Origin of the sequence: Paramesorhizobium salinisoli (assembly GCF_003335045.1) — a bacterium.
Taxonomy (GTDB): domain Bacteria; phylum Pseudomonadota; class Alphaproteobacteria; order Rhizobiales; family Rhizobiaceae; genus Paramesorhizobium; species Paramesorhizobium salinisoli.
This window is the reverse complement of sequence record NZ_QOZG01000001.1, coordinates 718,940-738,001: the sequence shown is the minus strand read 5'-3', so window position 1 is coordinate 738,001 and position 19,062 is coordinate 718,940. Positions and strand designations below refer to the sequence as shown.

General features: G+C 59.5%; 25 protein-coding genes, 1 tRNA gene and 1 riboswitch. Of the genes, 21 read left to right on the top strand and 5 right to left on the bottom strand.

The window, feature by feature from the left end:
• Positions 1-2 precede the first annotated feature (2 nt).
• From DUT91_RS27255 to DUT91_RS03480, 11 genes are all read left to right on the top strand, one after another.
• Positions 3-1,571: a phage major capsid protein gene (locus DUT91_RS27255; RefSeq protein ID WP_342634438.1), complete on the top strand. Its 1,569-nt coding sequence runs from the start codon at positions 3-5 to the stop codon at positions 1,569-1,571.
• A gap of 67 nt (positions 1,572-1,638) precedes the next feature.
• The gene (locus tag DUT91_RS03525; protein WP_114438932.1) at positions 1,639-2,025 is read left to right on the top strand and encodes a hypothetical protein; all 387 of its coding nucleotides are present in this window, start codon (positions 1,639-1,641) and stop codon (positions 2,023-2,025) included.
• Entirely contained in the window at positions 2,000-2,392 is a 393-nt protein-coding gene (locus tag DUT91_RS03520) for an HNH endonuclease signature motif containing protein (protein ID WP_342634437.1), read from the top strand. Before DUT91_RS03525 ends, DUT91_RS03520 begins: the two co-directional genes overlap by 26 nt.
• The gene (locus DUT91_RS03515) at positions 2,382-2,678 is read left to right on the top strand and encodes a head-tail connector protein (protein WP_114438931.1); all 297 of its coding nucleotides are present in this window, start codon (positions 2,382-2,384) and stop codon (positions 2,676-2,678) included. Before DUT91_RS03520 ends, DUT91_RS03515 begins: the two co-directional genes overlap by 11 nt.
• A gap of 1 nt (position 2,679) precedes the next feature.
• A complete protein-coding gene (locus DUT91_RS03510) occupies positions 2,680-3,102 on the top strand; it encodes an HK97-gp10 family putative phage morphogenesis protein (protein ID WP_114438930.1) in 423 nt (140 codons plus the stop codon).
• On the top strand, positions 3,099-3,506 hold the full coding sequence (locus DUT91_RS03505; protein WP_114438929.1) for a DUF3168 domain-containing protein: 408 nt from the start codon (positions 3,099-3,101) through the stop codon (positions 3,504-3,506). Before DUT91_RS03510 ends, DUT91_RS03505 begins: the two co-directional genes overlap by 4 nt.
• Positions 3,506-3,823 carry a phage head closure protein gene (locus DUT91_RS03500; RefSeq protein WP_114438928.1) on the top strand — a complete coding sequence of 106 codons (318 nt, stop codon included), beginning with the start codon at positions 3,506-3,508 and terminating at the stop codon, positions 3,821-3,823. The genes DUT91_RS03505 and DUT91_RS03500 overlap by 1 nt, the downstream gene beginning before the upstream one ends.
• Positions 3,820-4,242: a phage terminase small subunit P27 family gene (locus DUT91_RS03495; RefSeq protein ID WP_114438927.1), complete on the top strand. Its 423-nt coding sequence runs from the start codon at positions 3,820-3,822 to the stop codon at positions 4,240-4,242. Before DUT91_RS03500 ends, DUT91_RS03495 begins: the two co-directional genes overlap by 4 nt.
• Positions 4,205-5,812, top strand: coding sequence for a terminase large subunit (locus DUT91_RS03490; RefSeq protein ID WP_114438926.1), 1,608 nt, complete (start codon positions 4,205-4,207; stop codon positions 5,810-5,812). The genes DUT91_RS03495 and DUT91_RS03490 overlap by 38 nt, the downstream gene beginning before the upstream one ends.
• Before the next feature lie 12 nt (positions 5,813-5,824).
• Positions 5,825-6,784, top strand: coding sequence for a hypothetical protein (locus tag DUT91_RS03485; protein ID WP_114438925.1), 960 nt, complete (start codon positions 5,825-5,827; stop codon positions 6,782-6,784).
• 236 nt (positions 6,785-7,020) lie between these two features.
• Entirely contained in the window at positions 7,021-7,818 is a 798-nt protein-coding gene (locus DUT91_RS03480) for a hypothetical protein (RefSeq protein WP_147272148.1), read from the top strand.
• A gap of 227 nt (positions 7,819-8,045) precedes the next feature.
• On the opposite strand, the gene DUT91_RS03475 is transcribed toward DUT91_RS03480, so the two are convergent.
• The 3 genes from DUT91_RS03475 to DUT91_RS03465 are packed head-to-tail and all read right to left on the bottom strand — an operon-like array spanning position 8,046 to position 9,020.
• On the bottom strand, positions 8,046-8,450 hold the full coding sequence (locus tag DUT91_RS03475) for a hypothetical protein (RefSeq protein WP_114438923.1): 405 nt from the start codon (positions 8,448-8,450) through the stop codon (positions 8,046-8,048).
• A gap of 31 nt (positions 8,451-8,481) precedes the next feature.
• A complete protein-coding gene (locus DUT91_RS03470; RefSeq protein WP_114438922.1) occupies positions 8,482-8,814 on the bottom strand; it encodes a hypothetical protein in 333 nt (110 codons plus the stop codon).
• Positions 8,811-9,020: a helix-turn-helix domain-containing protein gene (locus DUT91_RS03465; RefSeq protein WP_114439035.1), complete on the bottom strand. Its 210-nt coding sequence runs from the start codon at positions 9,018-9,020 to the stop codon at positions 8,811-8,813. Before DUT91_RS03465 ends, DUT91_RS03470 begins: the two co-directional genes overlap by 4 nt.
• Positions 9,021-9,131: 111 nt before the next feature.
• On the opposite strand from DUT91_RS03465, the gene DUT91_RS03460 reads away from it, so the two are divergent.
• The 4 genes from DUT91_RS03460 to DUT91_RS03445 all read left to right on the top strand — a co-directional run bounded on the left by DUT91_RS03460 (position 9,132) and on the right by DUT91_RS03445 (position 12,342).
• Positions 9,132-10,073 (top strand): hypothetical protein, encoded by a 942-nt coding sequence (locus tag DUT91_RS03460; RefSeq protein ID WP_114438921.1) that lies wholly within the window; start codon positions 9,132-9,134, stop codon positions 10,071-10,073.
• Between the two features lie 203 nt (positions 10,074-10,276).
• Positions 10,277-11,005: a hypothetical protein gene (locus DUT91_RS03455; RefSeq protein ID WP_147272147.1), complete on the top strand. Its 729-nt coding sequence runs from the start codon at positions 10,277-10,279 to the stop codon at positions 11,003-11,005.
• A 94-nt stretch (positions 11,006-11,099) separates the two neighbouring features.
• Positions 11,100-11,288: a hypothetical protein gene (locus DUT91_RS03450; RefSeq protein WP_114438919.1), complete on the top strand. Its 189-nt coding sequence runs from the start codon at positions 11,100-11,102 to the stop codon at positions 11,286-11,288.
• Positions 11,281-12,342 carry a tyrosine-type recombinase/integrase gene (locus DUT91_RS03445; protein ID WP_245419468.1) on the top strand — a complete coding sequence of 354 codons (1,062 nt, stop codon included), beginning with the start codon at positions 11,281-11,283 and terminating at the stop codon, positions 12,340-12,342. The genes DUT91_RS03450 and DUT91_RS03445 overlap by 8 nt, the downstream gene beginning before the upstream one ends.
• Positions 12,343-12,389: 47 nt before the next feature.
• Here DUT91_RS03445 and DUT91_RS03440 read toward each other — a convergent pair.
• Positions 12,390-12,463 (bottom strand) — tRNA-Gln (locus DUT91_RS03440).
• Positions 12,464-12,756: 293 nt separating this feature from the next.
• Positions 12,757-12,836, top strand: a riboswitch (Fluoride riboswitch).
• Between the two features lie 97 nt (positions 12,837-12,933).
• Between DUT91_RS03440 and crcB (DUT91_RS03435) the strand changes: the two genes are divergently transcribed.
• The 5 genes from crcB (DUT91_RS03435) (at position 12,934) to DUT91_RS03415 (ending at position 16,437) form a co-directional block, all read left to right on the top strand.
• Positions 12,934-13,332, top strand: coding sequence for a fluoride efflux transporter CrcB (gene crcB / locus DUT91_RS03435; protein ID WP_114438917.1), 399 nt, complete (start codon positions 12,934-12,936; stop codon positions 13,330-13,332).
• Complete coding sequence (gene crcB / locus DUT91_RS03430) at positions 13,329-13,745, top strand: fluoride efflux transporter CrcB (RefSeq protein WP_245419467.1); 417 nt, start codon at positions 13,329-13,331, stop codon at positions 13,743-13,745. Before crcB (DUT91_RS03435) ends, crcB (DUT91_RS03430) begins: the two co-directional genes overlap by 4 nt.
• Before the next feature lie 13 nt (positions 13,746-13,758).
• Complete coding sequence (locus DUT91_RS03425; protein ID WP_114438916.1) at positions 13,759-14,097, top strand: DUF190 domain-containing protein; 339 nt, start codon at positions 13,759-13,761, stop codon at positions 14,095-14,097.
• Between the two features lie 133 nt (positions 14,098-14,230).
• On the top strand, positions 14,231-15,736 hold the full coding sequence (locus DUT91_RS03420) for a Ppx/GppA phosphatase family protein (protein ID WP_114438915.1): 1,506 nt from the start codon (positions 14,231-14,233) through the stop codon (positions 15,734-15,736).
• Positions 15,733-16,437 carry an RlmE family RNA methyltransferase gene (locus DUT91_RS03415; RefSeq protein WP_114438914.1) on the top strand — a complete coding sequence of 235 codons (705 nt, stop codon included), beginning with the start codon at positions 15,733-15,735 and terminating at the stop codon, positions 16,435-16,437. Before DUT91_RS03420 ends, DUT91_RS03415 begins: the two co-directional genes overlap by 4 nt.
• Positions 16,438-16,458: 21 nt before the next feature.
• Here the strand turns inward: DUT91_RS03415 and DUT91_RS03410 are convergent, their stop codons facing one another.
• Positions 16,459-17,880 (bottom strand): DHA2 family efflux MFS transporter permease subunit, encoded by a 1,422-nt coding sequence (locus tag DUT91_RS03410; protein WP_114438913.1) that lies wholly within the window; start codon positions 17,878-17,880, stop codon positions 16,459-16,461.
• Between the two features lie 196 nt (positions 17,881-18,076).
• Between DUT91_RS03410 and DUT91_RS03405 the strand changes: the two genes are divergently transcribed.
• A complete protein-coding gene (locus DUT91_RS03405; RefSeq protein ID WP_114438912.1) occupies positions 18,077-19,060 on the top strand; it encodes an MBL fold metallo-hydrolase in 984 nt (327 codons plus the stop codon).
• The last annotated feature ends 2 nt before the right edge of the window (positions 19,061-19,062 follow it).

Genomic DNA, 19,062 nt, shown 5'->3' with positions numbered 1-19,062 from the left:
GCATGGGACCATTGGAGGGTGCCGCCCTGAGCCTCGTAATCGGCCTGGAGGGTGCCCGGCTGTCCGAAGCCCGCCGCATAGACCTGATCGAGCGGTTGGGGGGTTGGGGACTGCGAAACCGCGACGATGTTGTTGACGGGTTTGGCTGTCAGGGGATCGACGCCGGCGAGGTAGAAATAGGCCGTGACCGTGTCGTTGGCGTAGGCGGGGAGCTCGATCCCCAATCCTCCCACGATGTCCTGCGGTGCGATCGGACCGGTGGAGGGAATGATCGTCGGCGCATCGAGCGTGGGCATGACGGGCGGATTGGGCCCGGTTTGCGGCGTGCCTATTGCGGAGAATTTCACCGGGGTACACAGATATGTCGAAGAGGAGCCGTCCTGCATCGCCACATAGGCAATGGTGTTGACGCTGCCGGTGGCGCTGGAGTTGAGGGCGGCATAGGCGATGGGGACGCCTGCAATGAGCTGCTTGCCGGTTCCGTAGAAGACGATCCTGTTGTTGAGGATGACGGCGACTGTATCGTTGTTGCCGACGCCCCTGTTTGCGGCGATCCTGACGGGGAACGCCCATGCATCGCTGGGGACCGGGTGGAAAGTATCAGTGTAGAGCAGCGGCGGCAGGGTTGGCGTGGACAGGGTTTTATCGATGGTGGTGATCGCCAGCCTGGTTGCGCCGTTGGGCGTGGTGTTCTCGAAGCCCTGGCACGAGGCGGTCAGGGTGACCAGCTGATGGGAGACCGAGCCGACTCGGAAGGTGGCCAGGCCGCTGGCGTCGGTCTGGACCGTATAGGTGCCGTCGCCGTTCTGGCTCAAGGGCGTGGTCAGATCACTTTCCTTGAAGACACTGATCCCGGCATTGGAGGGGGTGGGCTTCAGCTTGACGTTCTGGTTGCCGTTGCCTGTACCCGTCAGCCTGACCTGGCCAATGACCACCTTGGCCAGATTGCCGGCTGTGACGGACTGCTGTGGCAGCGAGCAGCCACAGAGGGGCTTGTCGATCATGATGCCGGTCAGGTTTTGGGCGGCCTCCGTCTCGCGCTGGCTGAGGACTTCGGCCAGAAGGAAGGTGCGGCCTTCCTCAACGGCGACGGTGTGCTTCAGCCGATGGGAGTGATGAACGACCAGAACGTCCTGAACACGGTAAACGGCCATGCGACCAATGTCTCCGCCGACAAGCTGATCGATCTGCTTTACGCGCTGCCGGCGCAGTACCGGAATGCGGGTTCGTGGGCGATGAACGGAACGACGCTCGCGGCCGTCCGCAAGCTGAAGGACGGGCAGGGTAACTATCTCTGGCAGCCCTCCTACCAGGCCGGAGAGCCGGAGACGATCCTCGGTCGACCGGTGGTCGAGATGATCGACATGCCAGATATTGGCAACGGCAATTTCCCGATCATCTACGGCGACTGGTCCGGCTATCGCATCGTCGATCGCGTCGGTTTGTCGATCCTGGTGAACCCGTACCTCCTCGCGACAGACGGCATTACACGTATCCATGCGACCCGTCGTGTCGGTGGCGGCGTGCTCCAGGCGGCGAAATTCCGCAAGCTGAAGATGACCGCCTCATAATCGAACGACATCAAAACCGGGTCTGCAAATTTGCAGACCCACCTCACCTCAATAGGAGACTACTGCAATGCGAGACCTCTATTCCAATATCGGCGTCGTCCAGGCGCTTGCCCCGGCGGTGCAGACGGCAGCCGGCGACGGCGTCGTGATCGACCTTCTCGGCTATAACCGGGTTGCCTTCATGTTGAATACCGGCGTGGTTGCCGGTGATGGCGATTTCGGCGTGAAGGTGCAGGAATCGGACACGTCAATCAGCGGAGACTTCACGGATGCGTCAGCCGCGGTGATCGACACTAATGCGTCGGCCACACTGGCGGCGTCGAGCGCCTATAAACTCGGCTATCGCGGCTACAAGCGCTATGTGCGCCTTGTCCTGACCAAGACCGGCGGGACGAGTATCGTCGCCGGGGCGGTCGCTATCCTCGGCGATGCCGCATCGCGGCCGGTGGATTGACGTCATGCCGTCACGCGCTCCTCGTATTTGCGGTTGTGGTCACCGGATCGCACCCGGCGTTGCCTGCCCTTGCGAGGAGCGCCGTGCGCGCGAACGCAAGGCGCGGCACGACCAGCGCCGCCCAACAGCCCGCCAGCGTGGCTACACGGCAGAATGGGAGCGGGAAAGCAAGGCTTTCCTCGCCGCAAACCCGGCATGCCGACGCTGCGGCGTGCCGGCTGCCCTGGTCGACCATATCCAGCCCCACAAGGGTAATCAGCGGCTCTTCTGGAACCGCTCGAATTGGCAGCCCCTCTGCCGGCCCTGCCACTCCGGCGCGAAACAGGCGCAGGAGCGCCGTGAGGAGACGAAAACCCATGATTGTTGATCTCGAAACGGTCAAACAGCAGCTCGGCGTCACGCTCGATATCGATGATGCGATGATAGAGCGGAAGATCCGGGCCGCGCAGGATCATGTAGAACGACTGCTCGGCTACAAGATCGAGGAGACGTTCCAACCGGACGCGGTTCCACCTTCTCTGGTGGAAGCCGTCTGCCAACTCACCGCCCATTGGTACGAGAATCGAGAGGCCGCTATCGTCGGCGTCAATGCGCAGGATCTGCCGCTCGGGCTCGAAGATATCGTGCGCGAATATCGGGGCTGGACCTTCTGACATGGCCAGTGATCGCGATCGCATGCTTCGTCTGAAGCGCCGGATGTTGGACCTTCCGAAGTCTATCCGCGAGGCTGCGAGCCGCGCGACCCTCGAAGGGGCGGAGGAGTTGGCGGCATCCATCCGCAATCTCGCTCCGGTCGACTCGGGTGCGCTACGCGACAGCATTGTAGTGACGCCCGGAGGACAGACCACGCCGCCCTATTCCCAGCCCGGCGGTAGCCAGGTCGTTTCTGAGAATGCGGCAGTCGTCACGGTGGGTAATACCGACGCCCGCTATCCGCACCTGGTCGAATACGGAACAAAGGACACTACCGCACAGCCCTTCTTCTGGCCTGCCGTGCGGTCGAAGCGGAAGAGGTTGGCTGCCCGTATCAAACGGCAGATCACGAAAGCCGCAAAAGAGGAGTGGAAAGGAAAATGAGCGAGGAAAGCCTTGCAGTTCAACGGCTGATCTATAGCCGCCTTACAAGCAATGCATCGCTTCTGGCATTGCTGCCGGCAGACGCGATCTTTGATCGCAATGCGCGGCCGGAGCGCTTTCCCTGCGTCGTGGTCGGGGAGGCGCAGACGGTTGGCGATGATATAGATTGCGGCCCTTCGTCCGAGGTCTATTCGACAGTACATGTCTGGACCAAGGAGGAGGGATTCCGTAGCTGCAAGACCATTGCCGGCGCGGTGCGGCGCGCACTTTGGCAGGCGGAAGGTATCTTCGACGGTTTCCGCGTCCTCGACACTGGTTTCGAGAACTCCCGTTTCCTGCGCGATCCCTCGGGCGAACACTCCCATGGCATCGTTACCTTCTTTTCACCTGTGGAGGAGGCTTAATGCGCGCCGGAAAACTCGACCGGGTTATCGACCTTCAGCGAGGTACATACGTCACCGATGGATATGGGAACCCCATTTACACTTGGACAACCTACGCGACTATGCGCGCGCAGATCATCCAGGCTTCGACGGAAGAATTCATGCGGACATGGGGCGCGTCGGGCGAGAGCGCGATCATCTTCCGCACGCGCTTCATTGACGGCATCGGTCTTGCGGATCGCGTCATCTATGACGGACGCATGCACGACATCAAAGAGGTGAAGGAGATTGGCCGCCGGCGCGGACTGGAAATTAGAACCGCGAGGACCGGCGCATGAAGGGCCGCAAGCCTGACCTGAAAGTCATCGAGGGGGAGAGCGAGACTCCCGCGCTCGATGTGCCTGCTCATATTCCGGCCGAGATGGCCGAGGAGTGGCGCACGGTCTCTATCGATCTTGTCGAGCGCAAGCTGATGAACGAAGCGATGCGGGGCGGCCTGGACGCCTACATCATGGCGCTGTGGAACATGCGGCAAGCTCAGGAGCAGATCGACAAGCACGGTCTGCTGATCGATGCTGGCAAGGGCATACTGAAACAAAACCCAGCCGTCAGCCTTCTCGGCAAGGCGCAGCAGGTCGTGTTGCGTCTGTCGGTCGAGATGGGTCTCACCCCCGCGTCACGATCCCGTGCGGCATTCCAACCTTCGAAGGAAAAAGAGGATGACAACATCTTCAGTCATGCCGGACTGGATCTTTGACGGATCGCCGATCGGTGATCCGCTTGGCTATGGCGAGCGGGCGGTCAAATTCCTGCGTATGCTGCGCCACCCGAAATCGCGGTTGCCCGGTCACGCTTTCGACTTGCCGGAATGGCAAGAACGCATCGTACGGCGCATCTACGGACCCTGTCATGAGGACGGGCGGCGAATCGTCCGCACGGTCGTCATCCTCCTGCCGCGTGGCAACCGCAAAACCTCGCTCGGCGCCGCGCTCGGCCTTCTGCATACGATCGGCCCGGAAAACGTGCCGGGGGGCGAGTGCCTGTTCGCCGCATCCGACCGCAAGCAGGCGCGCATCGGCTTCGAGGAGGCCATGGGGATCGTGCATTCGTTCCCCGACGACATCGTGAAGAAGCTGCGCCTGGTCGATTCGAAGAACCGGCTCCAGAACCCGAAGAAGGGCGCGTTTCTCGAAGCGATCAGCAATGACGCCGGTACGCACCACGGCCGCACGCCGGTCTTTGCCTTGATCGACGAACTGCACGCATGGAAGAAGCGTGATCTTTGGGATGTCATCTCCACCGGCATGCGCAAGGTTGCCGGCTCCATCAAGATCATCATCACGACAGCCGGTCGCGGGCAGGAGAACATTGCTTATGAGATTGTTGACTATGCCCGAAAGGTTGCGCGCGGCGAAATCGACGATCCGACCATGCTGCCCATTCTCTTTGAAACGCCGGCCGATGCCGATTGGCGTGACGAGGAAATCTGGCACAGGGTGAATCCGGGCCTGGCGCTTGGCTTCCCCGACATCGAGGGGCTGCGCGCGGCAGCTCGCGAGGCGGAACATCGGCCTGGCGAGCGCGAGGCTTTCCGGCAGCTTCATCTCAATGTTTGGCTGGATCATTCAACTGATCCTTTTGTTGAGATGTCGGTCTATGACGAAGGTGCCAGCGAGGTAGATCTTCTCGATCTGGAAGGCGAGCCGTGCTGGCTCGGCGTGGATCTTTCTACTGTGGGCGACTTGTCCGTAATCGTGGCCTGCTGGCATGACGGGGATGACGGCTTCGTCGTGCACCCGTGGTTCTACTGTCCTGGTGACAATCTGCGGCGGCGCGCCGACATCGATGGCGTTCCCTATCCCACCTGGGCGGAGGAGGGGTTCATCACGCCGACGCCGGGGAATGTAATCGACGAGCGTGTGATCGAAGATCAGCTCAGAGAGCTTTGCGCGCGCTTCGACGTGCGCGAGATCGCGTTCGATCCGCACTACGGCCGCAAGATGATCGCTCGTTTGATCGAGGACGGCTTACCTGCCGTGGAGATGCGGCAGGGCTGGGTAACGATGGCTCCGGCCATTCGCGAGCTGGAACGCGCGATCGTAGGCCGCCGCTTTCGGCACGGAGGCCATCCTGTCCTGCGCTGGAATTTCTCAAACATCGCTGTCGAGACGGACAAGGCCGACAACAAAGCATTCAACAAGTCCAAATCAACCGACCGCATCGACGGTGCAGTTGCCGCCGCAATGGCCGTCGCACGCTGCGCGGCCGGTACTGAAACCACGATCTATGCCTCGGAAAAGTGGTCCGAGGACATGGCCTATTTTTAAAGGAACATCGCCATGGCGCGAACCGAATCCGAACAGCTTGTCTTTACCGTCGAGGCCCGTATCGCGGCGATGGAAAAGCAGATGGCGCGCGCCAGCCGCGTTACCGACAAGACTATGACTGGCATCGAGCGGCGTGGGAAAACCATGACCGGGAGGATGGAAAAAGAGATGGCCGCCTCCGCTTCTCGCATTACAGGATTGATGAAAGGCCTCGGCGCTGGGTTCCTTGGTGGGTTGGCTGCGGGAGGAATCGCCGGCATCGTCACTCAGTTTGGAGAAGTTGCGAAGTCCGTTGCTGACATAGGTCGTGAGGCGAAGACATCCGGTCTCGCCATGCGCGAGTTCCAGGAGTGGAAATACGTTGCGGAGCAAGCGCGTATACCGGTCGATGCGATGACGGACGCCTTCAAGGAACTTAATCTGCGCGCGGACGAATTCGCCACCACAGGTAAGGGCAGCGCGGCTGAGGCATTTCAGCGCCTTGGCCTATCTCAGGAAGAGGTGAAGAAGCGCCTCGCCGATCCATCCGCATTGTTGCTGGAAATCATCGACCGCACGAAACGCTTGGGGGATACCGCAGCCGGCATCCGTATCTTCGACGGACTCCTTGGCGGTCAGGGCGGCGAGAAGTTCGTCCAGCTTATAGATCGCGGCGCGGACGGCATTCGGGATTCGATCAAAGAGGCGCACAACCTTGGAGCTGTGATGACCGATGAGGTCATTAAATCCGCTGAAGAACTGGATCTGAAGTTCAACCAGGTGGCAACGACTGTGGGTACGTCGTTGAAAAGTACCATTGTTGGTGCGGCACAGGCGCTGTCGAACTTCATATCCATATTCCAAGATTTCGAGAACCGCGGCACTGAGAACCTTCAAAGTCAGCTTAACTTCCTCGAAAAAACATTGCGGCGACTGAGAAAACCAAGGGCAGGTTTGGCGGCGTGTTCGATGGGCCTGCGAATGACCAGATAGCCAAGAACACCGCCGACGCCGACCGGATACGCGCTGAGCTTGAGCGGCGCGCGATGGCGAAGCTACGGACTGACTTGGCCGAACAAAAGCTTAGAATAGAAAATCCGATAAAACCCGTGGTTACACCGGATCCGTCCAAGGGAAAGGGTGGAAGTAGAGATGGCGCCGCTGAGCGCGCAAAGCGTGAGGCAGATCAGGTTCGGGCGCTCATTGCGGAACTGGAATTCGAGCGTTCCTTGATCGGAAAATCGGCCGTCGAGAAGGCGAAGATGAACGCTCTCCGTGAGGCCGGGGCTGCGGCTACAGAACCGGAAAAAGCCAAAATCGCAGAGCTTACGGCGGCGATCCACGAAGAGAATCGAGCGTATGAACAACAGCAAACTCGGCTTGCCGAACTGAATGATGCCGGGCGGGAATTTGCCGGCACTCTGGCATCCGGCCTGTTGGACGGCGCCAAGGCGAGCGACGTTCTTGCGGATGCATTGGGGCGGCTGGCTGACCGTTTTATAAATAGTGGCTTGGACGCTCTATTCTCTGGCAGAGGGCTTGGGGGCATCTTGGGCGGCCTGCTTGGGGGGCGCGGCAGCAGTTTCCCGGCACCACCAGGTGTCGGCCTGTTTGACAAGGGAGGCTACACCGGCTCAGGCGGCAAATATGAGCCCGCTGGCATCGTCCATCGCGGCGAGGTGGTTTGGTCACAAAATGACGTTGCCCGGGCTGGTGGCGTAGGCGTGGTCGAGGCAATGAGGCGAGGGATCAGAGGCTACGCGATGGGCGGCGCGGTCGATATGCCAACCATCCAAGCGCCGCGATTGCCTGATTTGCGCGGGATGACGACCAACAACAATTCGTCCACAACCAATGCGCCCGTCATCAATGTGACCGTGAACGGCGCGACAGGAAACTCAGAGGTGGCCTCGATGGTGCAGGTCGGCGTGGCGCGCGGGATTCAGACGTGGCAGCAGAGCGATAATTTTCGGATATCTGTCGGCAGGGTGGCTCAGCAGGCGGGACGGAGGGGGTATTTTCGGTAACTATTTGATTTGAAAAGTCTGAAGATTAAGAAGGATGCGGGGAGCGTGATCGATCCTTTCCGGCACGATACTGTGGAAGACACGTCGGTGGTTTGATTGCCGAAAACGTTCCGGGCGGAAACGTTTTTCTTTAAGTGGTCAACGTGGCCACTTGATCAACTTGCCAAATTGGCGACTTGAGCGACCCAGTTCATCGAGTAGGTTCAGGCAAGAAAGAAATTGCAATCCTATAGACGCTGCACCCAACGAGAATTCTCACGCAGGCTCTTGAGCTTTGCACTCTTCTCATCGCTGATGCGTTGTTGCCGTTCCGCATCTCCGTCAGGGAGGCGCACAGGAACGCTGAAGCTGATGCGGTTTGCCGAGCCTGCAGTGTGTCCAGCGCCCCCGTCAACACCGACACCGAAGACAGCAAGCTTTGCACCCGCTCCGCCTTTTGTCTCTGCTGTCACCGAAACATCGAAGTCGACCCGTGTTGCCACTCCATATGTCCCAACATTCACTAGCTGGCCGCCAAATTCGGCGCCGCCCATTGCTGCATTGATGTTTGCGCCATCTTCACGTGCTTGAGCCTCGCGAACGCCCTCAATGATTTGCGACAGCGTTTCCGCGATAAAATCTTTCAGTTCCATGCGGGGTACTCTCCTGAACGATGAGGTATGTCTATGACTTCCTGCCGATTTTTGACGGTAACGCATTGATGCGAGGCTCCAGCATGCGAATCTTTGGCCTCGAGTTGGGCTTGCGCAGGTCGAGTGCGGTGTAGACGGCCCGGCCCAGCGCCGTGGCCCGATATCCAGTTTCCCCGGTATAAGCGTTGGCTAGTCCCATCTCGGCGAGTCCTCGGTCGATGAATCTGCTAACCATCGTCTGTCCGAGACCAGACATGGAACCCAGTGGCTCGAAGCTGCCCATAGCTTTCTTAACCAGAATCCGGAGGGCTTTCACGTCATGAGATTCTAAGTTTTGCGCGATCAGTAATGCCTGTCGATTCATCCTAGTGCTTTCCTCAGTCTCACGCCCGGCCCTTCGCCGTTCTCCTCGACGAAGATCACACCTGCGGCTTCCATCGCTTGGCGCATTTTCTGGACACTGCTGACACGGGCGTCCTGTCCCGTTTCAAAACGATTTACGGTATTCGCCCCCACATCTGCAGCTTTGGCAAGATCATGGGTGCTCCAGGTGAGGGCCGCGCGGGCCATTCGGCATTGAATCGGCTTCATAAGGTGTTTTTATCACCATATATGGTTGACATCAAATAGATAAAGATATTACCGTTAATGGTGTAAAATTCACCATTAGGGAATAACGCCATGCCGAACTTAACATTTCCGGCTGCCGCCGAAGGTTTGCCCAATGCTTCGAATAGCGAGAACGATCCCCGTAATCCACACCGCCTGACCTTCTTACGGAAGCTGCTGGTCTCGTGTTCTGCGCCCGCGGCGAAGATGCCGTGCCAAATACTGAAAAAGGAAAGCGTTATGAACCAACACGTTAATCGTCGCTCGCTTCTCGCCGCCTCGGTGGCGTCCACCGTGGCTGCCGGCGTCGTCACTGCCGATGCAGCGGCCGCGCCACGCGAAAACCCGGAACTGATCGCCTTGGCTGCAGAATTTCCGTCTTTCGTTGAAGCGTACCAAGTTGCTCGTCGCGCCGATAAAGACATGCGGGCAAAATGGAAACAGGCCTCCCCGCTGGCTCCGGATGAACTCACTGTTTGCGGCTCGGCGCGGCCGCAGGATAATTCGCAACATCCAGGGGAGGCAGAATGCGATGTCTGGGGTATGGATCTTTTGCGGCCAGGCGAGGAGCACCCAAGGCGCATCGTGGTTGGTGCTTGGCGAGTGAATTGCGATTTGAGCGACGCCAGGCGGCATAAGCGTCGCGCGAAGAAGGATGGATCGGTAGCCGACTTCCTGCACTATGAAGAAGAGGAACGGCGGCTGAAAAAGCTGTTGAAAATCGCCGAGACCTACGAGAAAAAATACAGTCAGGTTCGCGCCGACGCACGTGCAGAGGAGGGCAGATTTTCGCCTGTTTGGACGAAGGCGAGAGAGGCGTTAGGAAACCGTATTTCGGCTATCATGGATGCTCCTGATTGGACCGTGGAGGGCCTGATCATCAAGGCCGAGGTCTTGGCGGAATGGGATCGTGTCTGCCAAGGCGTGGATAGGCCGATCTCTATGATCAAAAAGGATTGGCATGGACAGATAGCAGCATCGATCTTGCGCCACGCGAAAGGCGGTACTGCATAACGCGGGCTTCAAGACCGGTAAATCTGCCGATCTTTGTTGGCAGCACTTTTAGGGCGCGCGCGCTTTACGCATTGCCCTCATGGCGAAGTGACGTTTAGCTGCCAGCTTTGTGGTTCTATATGGAAAATCTCAGATAGCCATTGCGATTCCCCTGGAATGGGTGTATCCCTCTATCAGAAATTTTTCATATAGGGGTCATAGCATTGGTTAAGTCGGGTGGTTTCATTGTCGGCGTAGCGTCGATCCTGGGTCTGCCAGAGAAAACTGTCTCCGGTGCCTTCCGTGTCCTTCGTGAAAGTGGCCTGATGACTTCAGGTGCTCGTGGCGTGAACGCGCCCGACATGACCGATCTAGATGCATCTCGTATGCTGATCGCAATGCTTGTCGATGAGCGCCCTCCATATGCTGAAACGAGCGTTCGTGATTTTGCAACGCTCGTTTGCACCGACATACATTTGGCACAGCCGTCGGAATATCTGCCTGAAGAGGAGCGTGCGACGTTCGAGCGTGCAACGTCCAATTTTACTTTGCGCGGACGTGGTCTGCCTGAGCCTCATACGCTTGAACAGGCCGTTGCTGAATTGATCCGCATGTATGGGGATGACTGCGAGAAAGAATACTGGCGGCATAGCCAAATAGATATGGGTGAGCGGGGCTTGTTTGATCCACATACCGAGATCGAGATTATTGCCAATACCCTCAGCGCCCGCATTTCGATGAATGGGAACGTCTACCACTATTCAGACTCACTAATCGCGCCCGACTCTTGGGGCGACGGGGAAACCATCGAAGACATTGAGGCGGATCTCGACGCTGAAGATGCACACGAGCTGAAGCGCAGTCGGCACGCTAAAGCAATTAACACCATCCGTTCGGTCGATAGCAGGCAGATCGCAGCACTTGCAAGGTTGCTCCGGGAGGCGCGTGAATGACCTCCCACAACAAACTTATCCACCTCACGTCGGCCCTGATGCACTATCTCGAAATGATACTTGGTTGCGCCGTAGTTTCGGAGAGGCATCGCTGATGGCCCGCAATGTGCACTTCAAACAAGCTGATGTGTTTCGCGCGGTCAAGGGTGCGTGCGCAGCTGGAATGGAGCTTGGCCGGGTAGAAATCGACCCATCGACCGGGCGCATTATCTTGGTCGCGGCGGGCGGGGTCGAAGCTCCAAGGAACGATCTCGACAAGTGGCTGGAGAAGCGCAATGCGTAGACCTCGCCTGAAGGACATGGGTATTCGTGGCATCAACGCTAAGACCAAGAGGCTCGCGGATGGCACGACCAAGACCTATTACTGGGCGTGGAAAGGCGGCCCGGCATTGCCAGGAAAGCCGGGAGATTCCGCGTTCATGGAAGCCTACAACCGGGCGATCAGGCAGAAGGTTCGACCGCCGGCGGGTATGCTCCTGTCCGTTCTTCAAGGTTTCCAGGCAAGCTCAACCTGGGATGACCTCGCGCCGCGCACCCAGCGCGACTACGTCAAGATCATCAAGCTGATCGAGAAGAAGTTTGGCGATTTTCCGCTCTCGGCCATGAGCGACCGGCGTACACGGGGCATTTTTATGGAATGGCGCGACGAGCGCGCCAAGGCCTCGCGCCGGCAGGCCGATTACGGCTGGCAGGTGCTCGCGCGCATCCTGTCGTGGGCGCACGGGCGCGGCCTTGTCAGCGCCAATCCCTGCGAGAAGGGCGGGCGGCTCTATCGTGGCAGTCGCGCCGAGAACGTCTGGACGGATGTCGACGAGGAGGCGTTCCTCGCTTCCGCGCCCGAGCATCTGCACCTTCCCCTGATCCTCGCCCTCTGGACCGGGCAGCGGCAGGGCGATCTCCTGCGCCTGACCTGGCAGCAATACGATGGCAAGGTGATCAGGCTCCAGCAATCGAAGACCGGCATGCGGGTCGTAATCCCAGTTGGCGCACCACTAAAGGCTGCCCTTGACGCTAAGCGGGGTAAGATCGGTCCGATCCTCCGCAACAGCGATGGCGAGCCGTGGACGGCGGACGGATTCCGCTCGTCATGGCGCAAGGCATGCGCCGCAGCCGGCGTTGTGGGCGTCACATTCAATGATCTTCGAGGGACAGCCGTCACGCGGTTGGCACAGGTGGAAGCATCGGTCCCGCAAATAGCGACGATCACCGGCCACAGCCTGCGCGACGTGAATACGATCATTGATTCTCATTACCTCAATCGCGATCCGAGGATGGCGGAAGAGGCGATCCGGAAGCTCGAAACGAGAACGAAAATTCCCGACCGGGCGTCCGACTGACATGAAATGTTCTGGCAATGGAATGGAGAAAGCGTAGTGAAATCAAGTGGCTGGGGAACCTGGATTCGAACCAGGACTAACGGAGTCAGAGTCCGTGGGTCTACCGTTAACCTATTCCCCAAAACGCCGTTATTGCAGCATTCTGCAGCCGCAGGGTAAAAGCGTTGACGCTTTTCTGGCCCGGTTCAAGAAACCCGGCTCCCCGTTGGGTGCCGCCTTCTAGCACATTTGCTGTTTCAATCAAGCCCCTTGGGCCATCAAGGTGAAGAATATTGATCGGGCAGTTTGGTGAACCGCCGGCTGGAAATGTACCCGATCAGGGAGAGAGCGGAAGGTGCGGCGGTGTTGGGTTCGCCGTGAAACATTTAGAGCTGATATTGACAGAAATCCCGTCACTGTCGTACGCAATCGACCTGTAAATACGGCAAAGGATTCTGCCGGGCTGCAAATGGCCGAACCGCTTCCCCGATGAAGCTGATGATTCCTACCCGTTTGCTGTCGAGCGAAAGCGTAGGATGATGTCCAAACCTGATTTTTTGGTGCAGATCACTTTATTGAAATTGTTTTTCAAGGGCTTTCCAGTGTGCTCCCATGAGTCTTGAAGCTTGCGTCCTTGTGATGGCGGGCGGATTCGTCGGCGGGATCGTGCGCTTTTTATTGTCCGGCTTCGTAGGCAGACGGATCGGGGAGACCTTCCCCTGGGGAACATTGGTCGTCAATGTCACTGGCGCATTCGTCATCGGGGCTTTTGCCGGACTGGGACAATCCGGGGGCTTCTTTTCCAGCGAGATGTTTCGCGATTTCATGGTGGTCGGTCTGCTTGGCGGCTATACGACGGTCTCGTCCTTTGCCCTGCAGAGCTTGAATTTGACCCTTGGGGGCCAGCACAGGCAGGCGCTGTTCAATATCGCTGCCTCGGCCATTTTCTGCGTCATAGCGGTTGGTGCGGGCTTTGCAGTGGTCGTATCGCTCTTGGAGCATGGGCAGTGAGTAAATATTTGCGCAACGCCGAAGGTCCGAGACTGTATCTGGCGGTCGGATGCGGCGCGGCTATCGGCGCGCTGCTGCGGTTTCTGTCCGGCTTTTTCATCGCTTCAGGGCTTGGCCTTGGTGCGCTAGGGGGAACAGCTTTCGTGAACATCGTCGGATCATTCGTCATCATGTTCTTTGCCACCATAACCGGCCCTGATGGGAGATGGCTGGTCGGGCCAGCGGGACGGCAGTTCGTGATGGCGGGGTTCTGCGGCGGCTTCACCACCTTTTCGGCGATGAGCCTCGATGCGTTCTTGCTGCTGCAGCAAGGCAGCTTGTTCCATGCGGCCCTCTATCTTGCAGCGGTGATATTCTTTTCGCTCGCCGCTGCCTGGGTCGGATATGTATCTGCGCTGCAGATCAATCGATGATTGGAGAACAGACATGACGCTTCCAAGGGAATCGACGCTTTTGCGCATCTATGTCGGAGAAAGCCACGAGACCGCCGACGGCAGGCCGCTTTATGAGGCGATCGTCACCCGGGCGCGCGAGTTGCAAATGGCCGGGGCAACTGTCCTGCGCGGTCCGCTGGGCTTCGGCCACTCGAGCGTCCTGCATGCCGCCAAGATATTGCGGCTTTCGCAAGATCTGCCGATCGTGGTGGAAATCGTCGATGCGCCCGAAAAGATCGAGAAATTGATCCCCGAGATCACCAAGATGACGCAGAGCTGCCTGATCACCACGGAGACGGTGCAGGTCATCCGCTACGGAAACGGAGATTAGCGCCTGAGCTGCTGCTGATCCTGCTGAAGCCCTTGGTTATTTCACAAAGCACTGTTACATTGGAGGCAACGTAAAGAGTGACAGCGCCTGCTTGCGTCCCTGGAGGTTCGCGCGGCGCTTTGAGGACAAGACTTTGAAGAACCCCGAAGAGGACGCAGGCGCTGCGTCACATAACGGGGCGTCAGGTGGGGATTGCGTGGGTGGTGACGCCCGCAATTCCGCCGAGAACGGCAAGCGGGAGAACCGCCAGCCCAAAGCCGCATCAGCGGAGCCGCAACAGGCTTCCGATTCGGGACGCCTCGATAGCAATCAGAAGAAACGTGCGCGCCGTCGTCGGCGCGGCAAGGCGAAGGTGCGCGACAGAGCAGCACAGGCGGAGCCGACATCCGCTGCGCCGCCGCATCAGGACGCGCAACCAATAGCGCCGACAGCTGCCAAACCAGCATCCAAGCTTTCCAATCGCCGCCGTCGCTCGAAGCGCAGCAAGCAGGTTCGGTTGCAAGCGGCTACTGGCTCTGCGCCGGAGAAGCAATCGGTCTCTGTCGGAGCTCCGAGGCTGCAGGAGCAGTCGCGCCCGCGGCCAGTGTCGGGGAGGTCCCCGTCCTCTGTACCATCGGATGCGCCCCCGCTCTATGCCGCGCTCGATCTGGGCACCAACAATTGCCGCCTTCTCGTCGCCTCGCCGACCCGGCCCGGCCAGTTCCGCGTCGCCGATGCCTTTTCGCGTATCGTCAGGCTCGGCGAAGGGCTGGGCGCGACTGGCAGGCTTGGCGACAACGCGATGAGCCGGGCCATCGAAGCATTGAAGGTCTGCCGCGACAAACTCGCCTCCAGGACCGTTCGCAGATCGCGGCTGATCGCCACCGAGGCGTGTCGTTCGGCGGAAAACGGTGCGGAGTTTCTGGCCCGGGTGCGCGACGAGACGGGATTGGACCTCGAGATCGTCGATCGCCAGACCGAAGCACGACTGGCCGTCTCCGGCTGCGGTACGCTGGTCGATGGCAATACGGACGCCATCGTGCTGTTCGATATCGGCGGCGGGTCGTCCGAGATCGCGCTCATCGATGTCTCAAACCGCCGCTCGCCGCGACTGGCCGAACACATAGTGGCATGGACATCGCTGCCCGTCGGCGTGGTGACGCTTGCCGAGCGCTTCGGCGGGCGCGAGGTGACGCGTGAAAGCTACGCCGCCATGGTTGACCATGTCTCGGAGTTGATCGAGGCCTTCGCCGACCGGCACAAGCTCGGCGATCTCACCCAAAGCCCGCGCTTTCACCTGATCGGCACGTCGGGCACGGTGACGACGCTCGCCGGCATCCATCTGGGATTGGAGCGCTACGACCGCAAGCGAATCGACGGCATGTGGATGGACAAGGACGATGTGACCAGCATGACCAGCAGGCTTCTCTCCTGGGATTTCGACGCCCGCGTCGCCAATCCCTGCATCGGCGCCGACCGGGCGGATCTGGTTCTGGCTGGCTGCGCCATCCTCGATGCGATCCGCCATGTCTGGCCGAGCCAGAAGCTGCGCGTTGCCGACCGAGGCTTGCGCGAAGGCATTCTCACAGAACTCATGTCGCGGGACGGCGCCTGGCGCGACCGTCGCAACCCGCGCGCAAACGGCAGGCGCATATCATGAAAAAACCGACCACAACCGGCGGCAGAGGTGGCGTAGGCACGCGTGGCCTGCACACGCGTGTCAAGAAGAAGGCGGGGACGATCAAGGAATCGTCGCGCCGCTGGCTCGAGCGCCATCTCAACGATCCCTATGTGCAGAAATCGAAGCAGGAAGGCTACCGGTCACGCGCCGCCTTCAAGCTGATCGAGATCGATGACCGCTACAAGATATTGAAGAAGGGGCAGAGGATCATCGATCTCGGTGCTGCGCCCGGCGGCTGGAGCCAGATCGCCGCGGGGATCGTCGGCTCGACCAATGACGATCCGCATGTCGTCGGCATCGATTATCTCGATGTCGAACCGTTGCCCGGCGTGATCCTGCTCAAGATGGACTTTCTCGATGAGGAGGCGCCGGACAAGTTGATCGAGGCGCTTGGCGGCAGGCCAGATATCGTGCTTTCGGACATGGCCGCGCCCACCACCGGGCATCGTCGCACCGACCATCTGCGCACGGCCCATCTCTGCGAGGTCGCCGCCGATTTCGCGGTTTCCGTCTTGAAGCCCGGCGGCCATTTCCTGACCAAGACATTTCAAGGCGGCACGGAAAACGAGTTGTTGACGCTTCTCAAACAGAACTTCAAATCCATTCATCACGTGAAGCCACCGGCATCGCGCGCTGAATCCGTCGAGCTCTACTTGTTGGCGCGGGACTTCAAGGGCTAATTTTCAGCTGCCCCATCGCAGCTATTTTGGCGAGATCGATGGCGCATTGTCTGGCGCCGGTTCCTTCTCGATCTGCTTATGCGACAGCTCATGGCCTGCATCCGGTGCGAGCCGGGCAAAGCTGAAGAAAGCCACCGCCGATACCCCCGCCACGATGAAGAAGCCCAGATGGAAATCGGCGAGCCGCAGCGCCCCTCCATGGATCGCCGTGCTGATCTCGAGGATGCCGCCCGCGAGCGCCACGCCGAGCGCGATGGAAACCTGCTGCGCCACAGCGGTGATCGGTGTCGCCTGGCTGGTGCGGGCGTCGGGGATTTCCGCATAGGCCAGCGCATTGACGCCCGTGAAAAAGAGCGATCGCAGGAAGCCGCTGATTAGCAACAGCGACAGGATGAGGACGTAGGGCGTCGTCGGCGTGAACAGGCCGTTGATGGCGATGAAAGCGGCCGAAACCAGGGAGCCGAACATCAGCGTATAGCGGAAGCCGTAGCGGCTGAAGATATGGTTGGCGCCGAACTTCATGCCCATGGCGCCGATTGCCGAGACGAAGGTCATCATGCCGGATTGGAAGGGGTTGAGACCAAAGCCGATCTGGAACATCAGGGGCAGGAGGAACGGAATGGCGCCGATGCCGAGCCGGAACACGCTGCCGCCGATGACGGCAGTGCGGAAGACCTGGTTCTGAAACAGCGAAAGGTCCAGAAGCGGATTGGGCGTCCTGCGGGCATGGCGCATGTAGAGAATGCCTGAAACGATGCCGATGCCGACCAGCGCGAAGCCGATAATAGGCGGCAGATAGGGCAGGCTAACGACCGAGAGCCCGAAGACCACGGCAGACATGCCAACGCCGGAAAGGACGAAGCCCGGCCAGTCGAGCGGGCGCAGCGAGCGCTCGCCGATATCCGGCAGATATCGTGTGGCGAACCAGATGCCGAGGAGGCCGATCGGCACGTTGATGAGAAAGATCCAGTGCCAGCTGAAATAGGTCGTGATGAAGCCGCCGACTGGTGGCCCGACGAGCGGGCCGACCAGCGCCGGGATGGAGAGCCACGCCATCGCCGAGACGAGTTCGTGGCGCGGCGTCGAGCGCACCAGCACCAGCCGTCCGACCGGCGTCATCATCGCACCGCCCATGCCCTGCAGAAAGCGCGCTACCACGAAGGCGATGAGCGAGTTCGACGCAGCACAGGCCACCGAGCCGATCACGAAGATCGCAATGGCGGTGCGGAAGACATTCTTCGCGCCGAAACGGTCCGCCATCCAGCCGCTCACCGGAATGAATACAGCCAGCGAGACGAGGTATGCCGTCAGCGCCAGCTTCAGCGCTATCGGGCTTGTGCCGATATCGGCCGCAATCGCCGGGAGCGAGGTGGAGATGACGCTCGAATCCATCTGCTCCATGAAGAGCGCGACGGCGAGAACAAGGGGAACAATGCGGTTCAAGACTGAAATCCAATCAGGGAAGACAGAAATATCAAGGAATTGCAGCTAGTGGAGGCGCTTATTGCGGCAATCCCGACATAGTTCATCTCACAATCAGGTGATTTCCTTCTTAACGCATCGCCTTTTTATTGCCATCTGTCGTCCATCATTCATGATTAAGGCACTACTCAAGGAAACTGCCGAAGAGGAAGATGCCATGCCACCCGCCACGATTTCTCGCCGTACTTTGTTTCAGGCATCCGCTGTCATCGCCGGCGGTCTGGCTTCGCCGCAGATCATGACTCGTTCCGCTGAAGCCGCCGTGCCTTTTTCCGATGCCATGCCGCAGCGCTTCAATCGCTTCAAGCTGGGCGATTTCGAGGTAACGACCATTCTCGATGGACTTCGCTCCAGCGATGGACCTTATCCGACCTTCGGCGCGGACCAGTCGCAGGACGCCATGGGCGAGCTGATGCGGCAGAATTTTTTGCCTGAGACCAAATTCGTCAATGGCTTCACGCCGACGCTGGTCAACACCGGGTCAGAGCTCATCCTATTCGATACTGGCTTTGGCGAGGGCGGCCGTGCGAACGGCCAGGGCCAACTCGCCGCCGCCATGCAGGCCTCGGGCTATTCACCCGATCAGGTCAGCATCGTCGTCCTGACCCATCTGCACGGCGACCATATCGGCGGGCTGATGGAGGGTGGCGCGCCGGCCTTCCCGAATGCGCGCTATGCAGCCGGCCAGATCGAATATGATTTCTGGACGAGCGACGACCGGAAGGGCACCCCCGCCGAGAACAACGCCAAACTGGTCGATGCCAAGGTCAAACCGCTGGTGGAGAAGACCAGTTTTATCAATCCGGGCGATTTGATTGTTCCCGGCATCACCAGCGAAGCCGCTTTCGGGCATACGCCCGGCCATTTGATCTTCCGTCTGGAATCCGCCGGTAAGCAGTTGGTTCTCACAGCCGACACCGCGAACCATTATGTCGCATCACTGCAGCGGCCGGACTGGAACGTAGCCTTCGACATCGACAAGACGCAGGCGGCCGAAACACGCAAGCGCGTCTTCGACATGATCGCCACCGACCGGCTTCCCTTTATCGGCTATCACATGCCGTTTCCCGCTGTCGGTTATGTCGAAAAGCTCGATGTCGGCTATCGTTTCGTGCCGGTGACGTATCAGATGGAGCTTTAGCT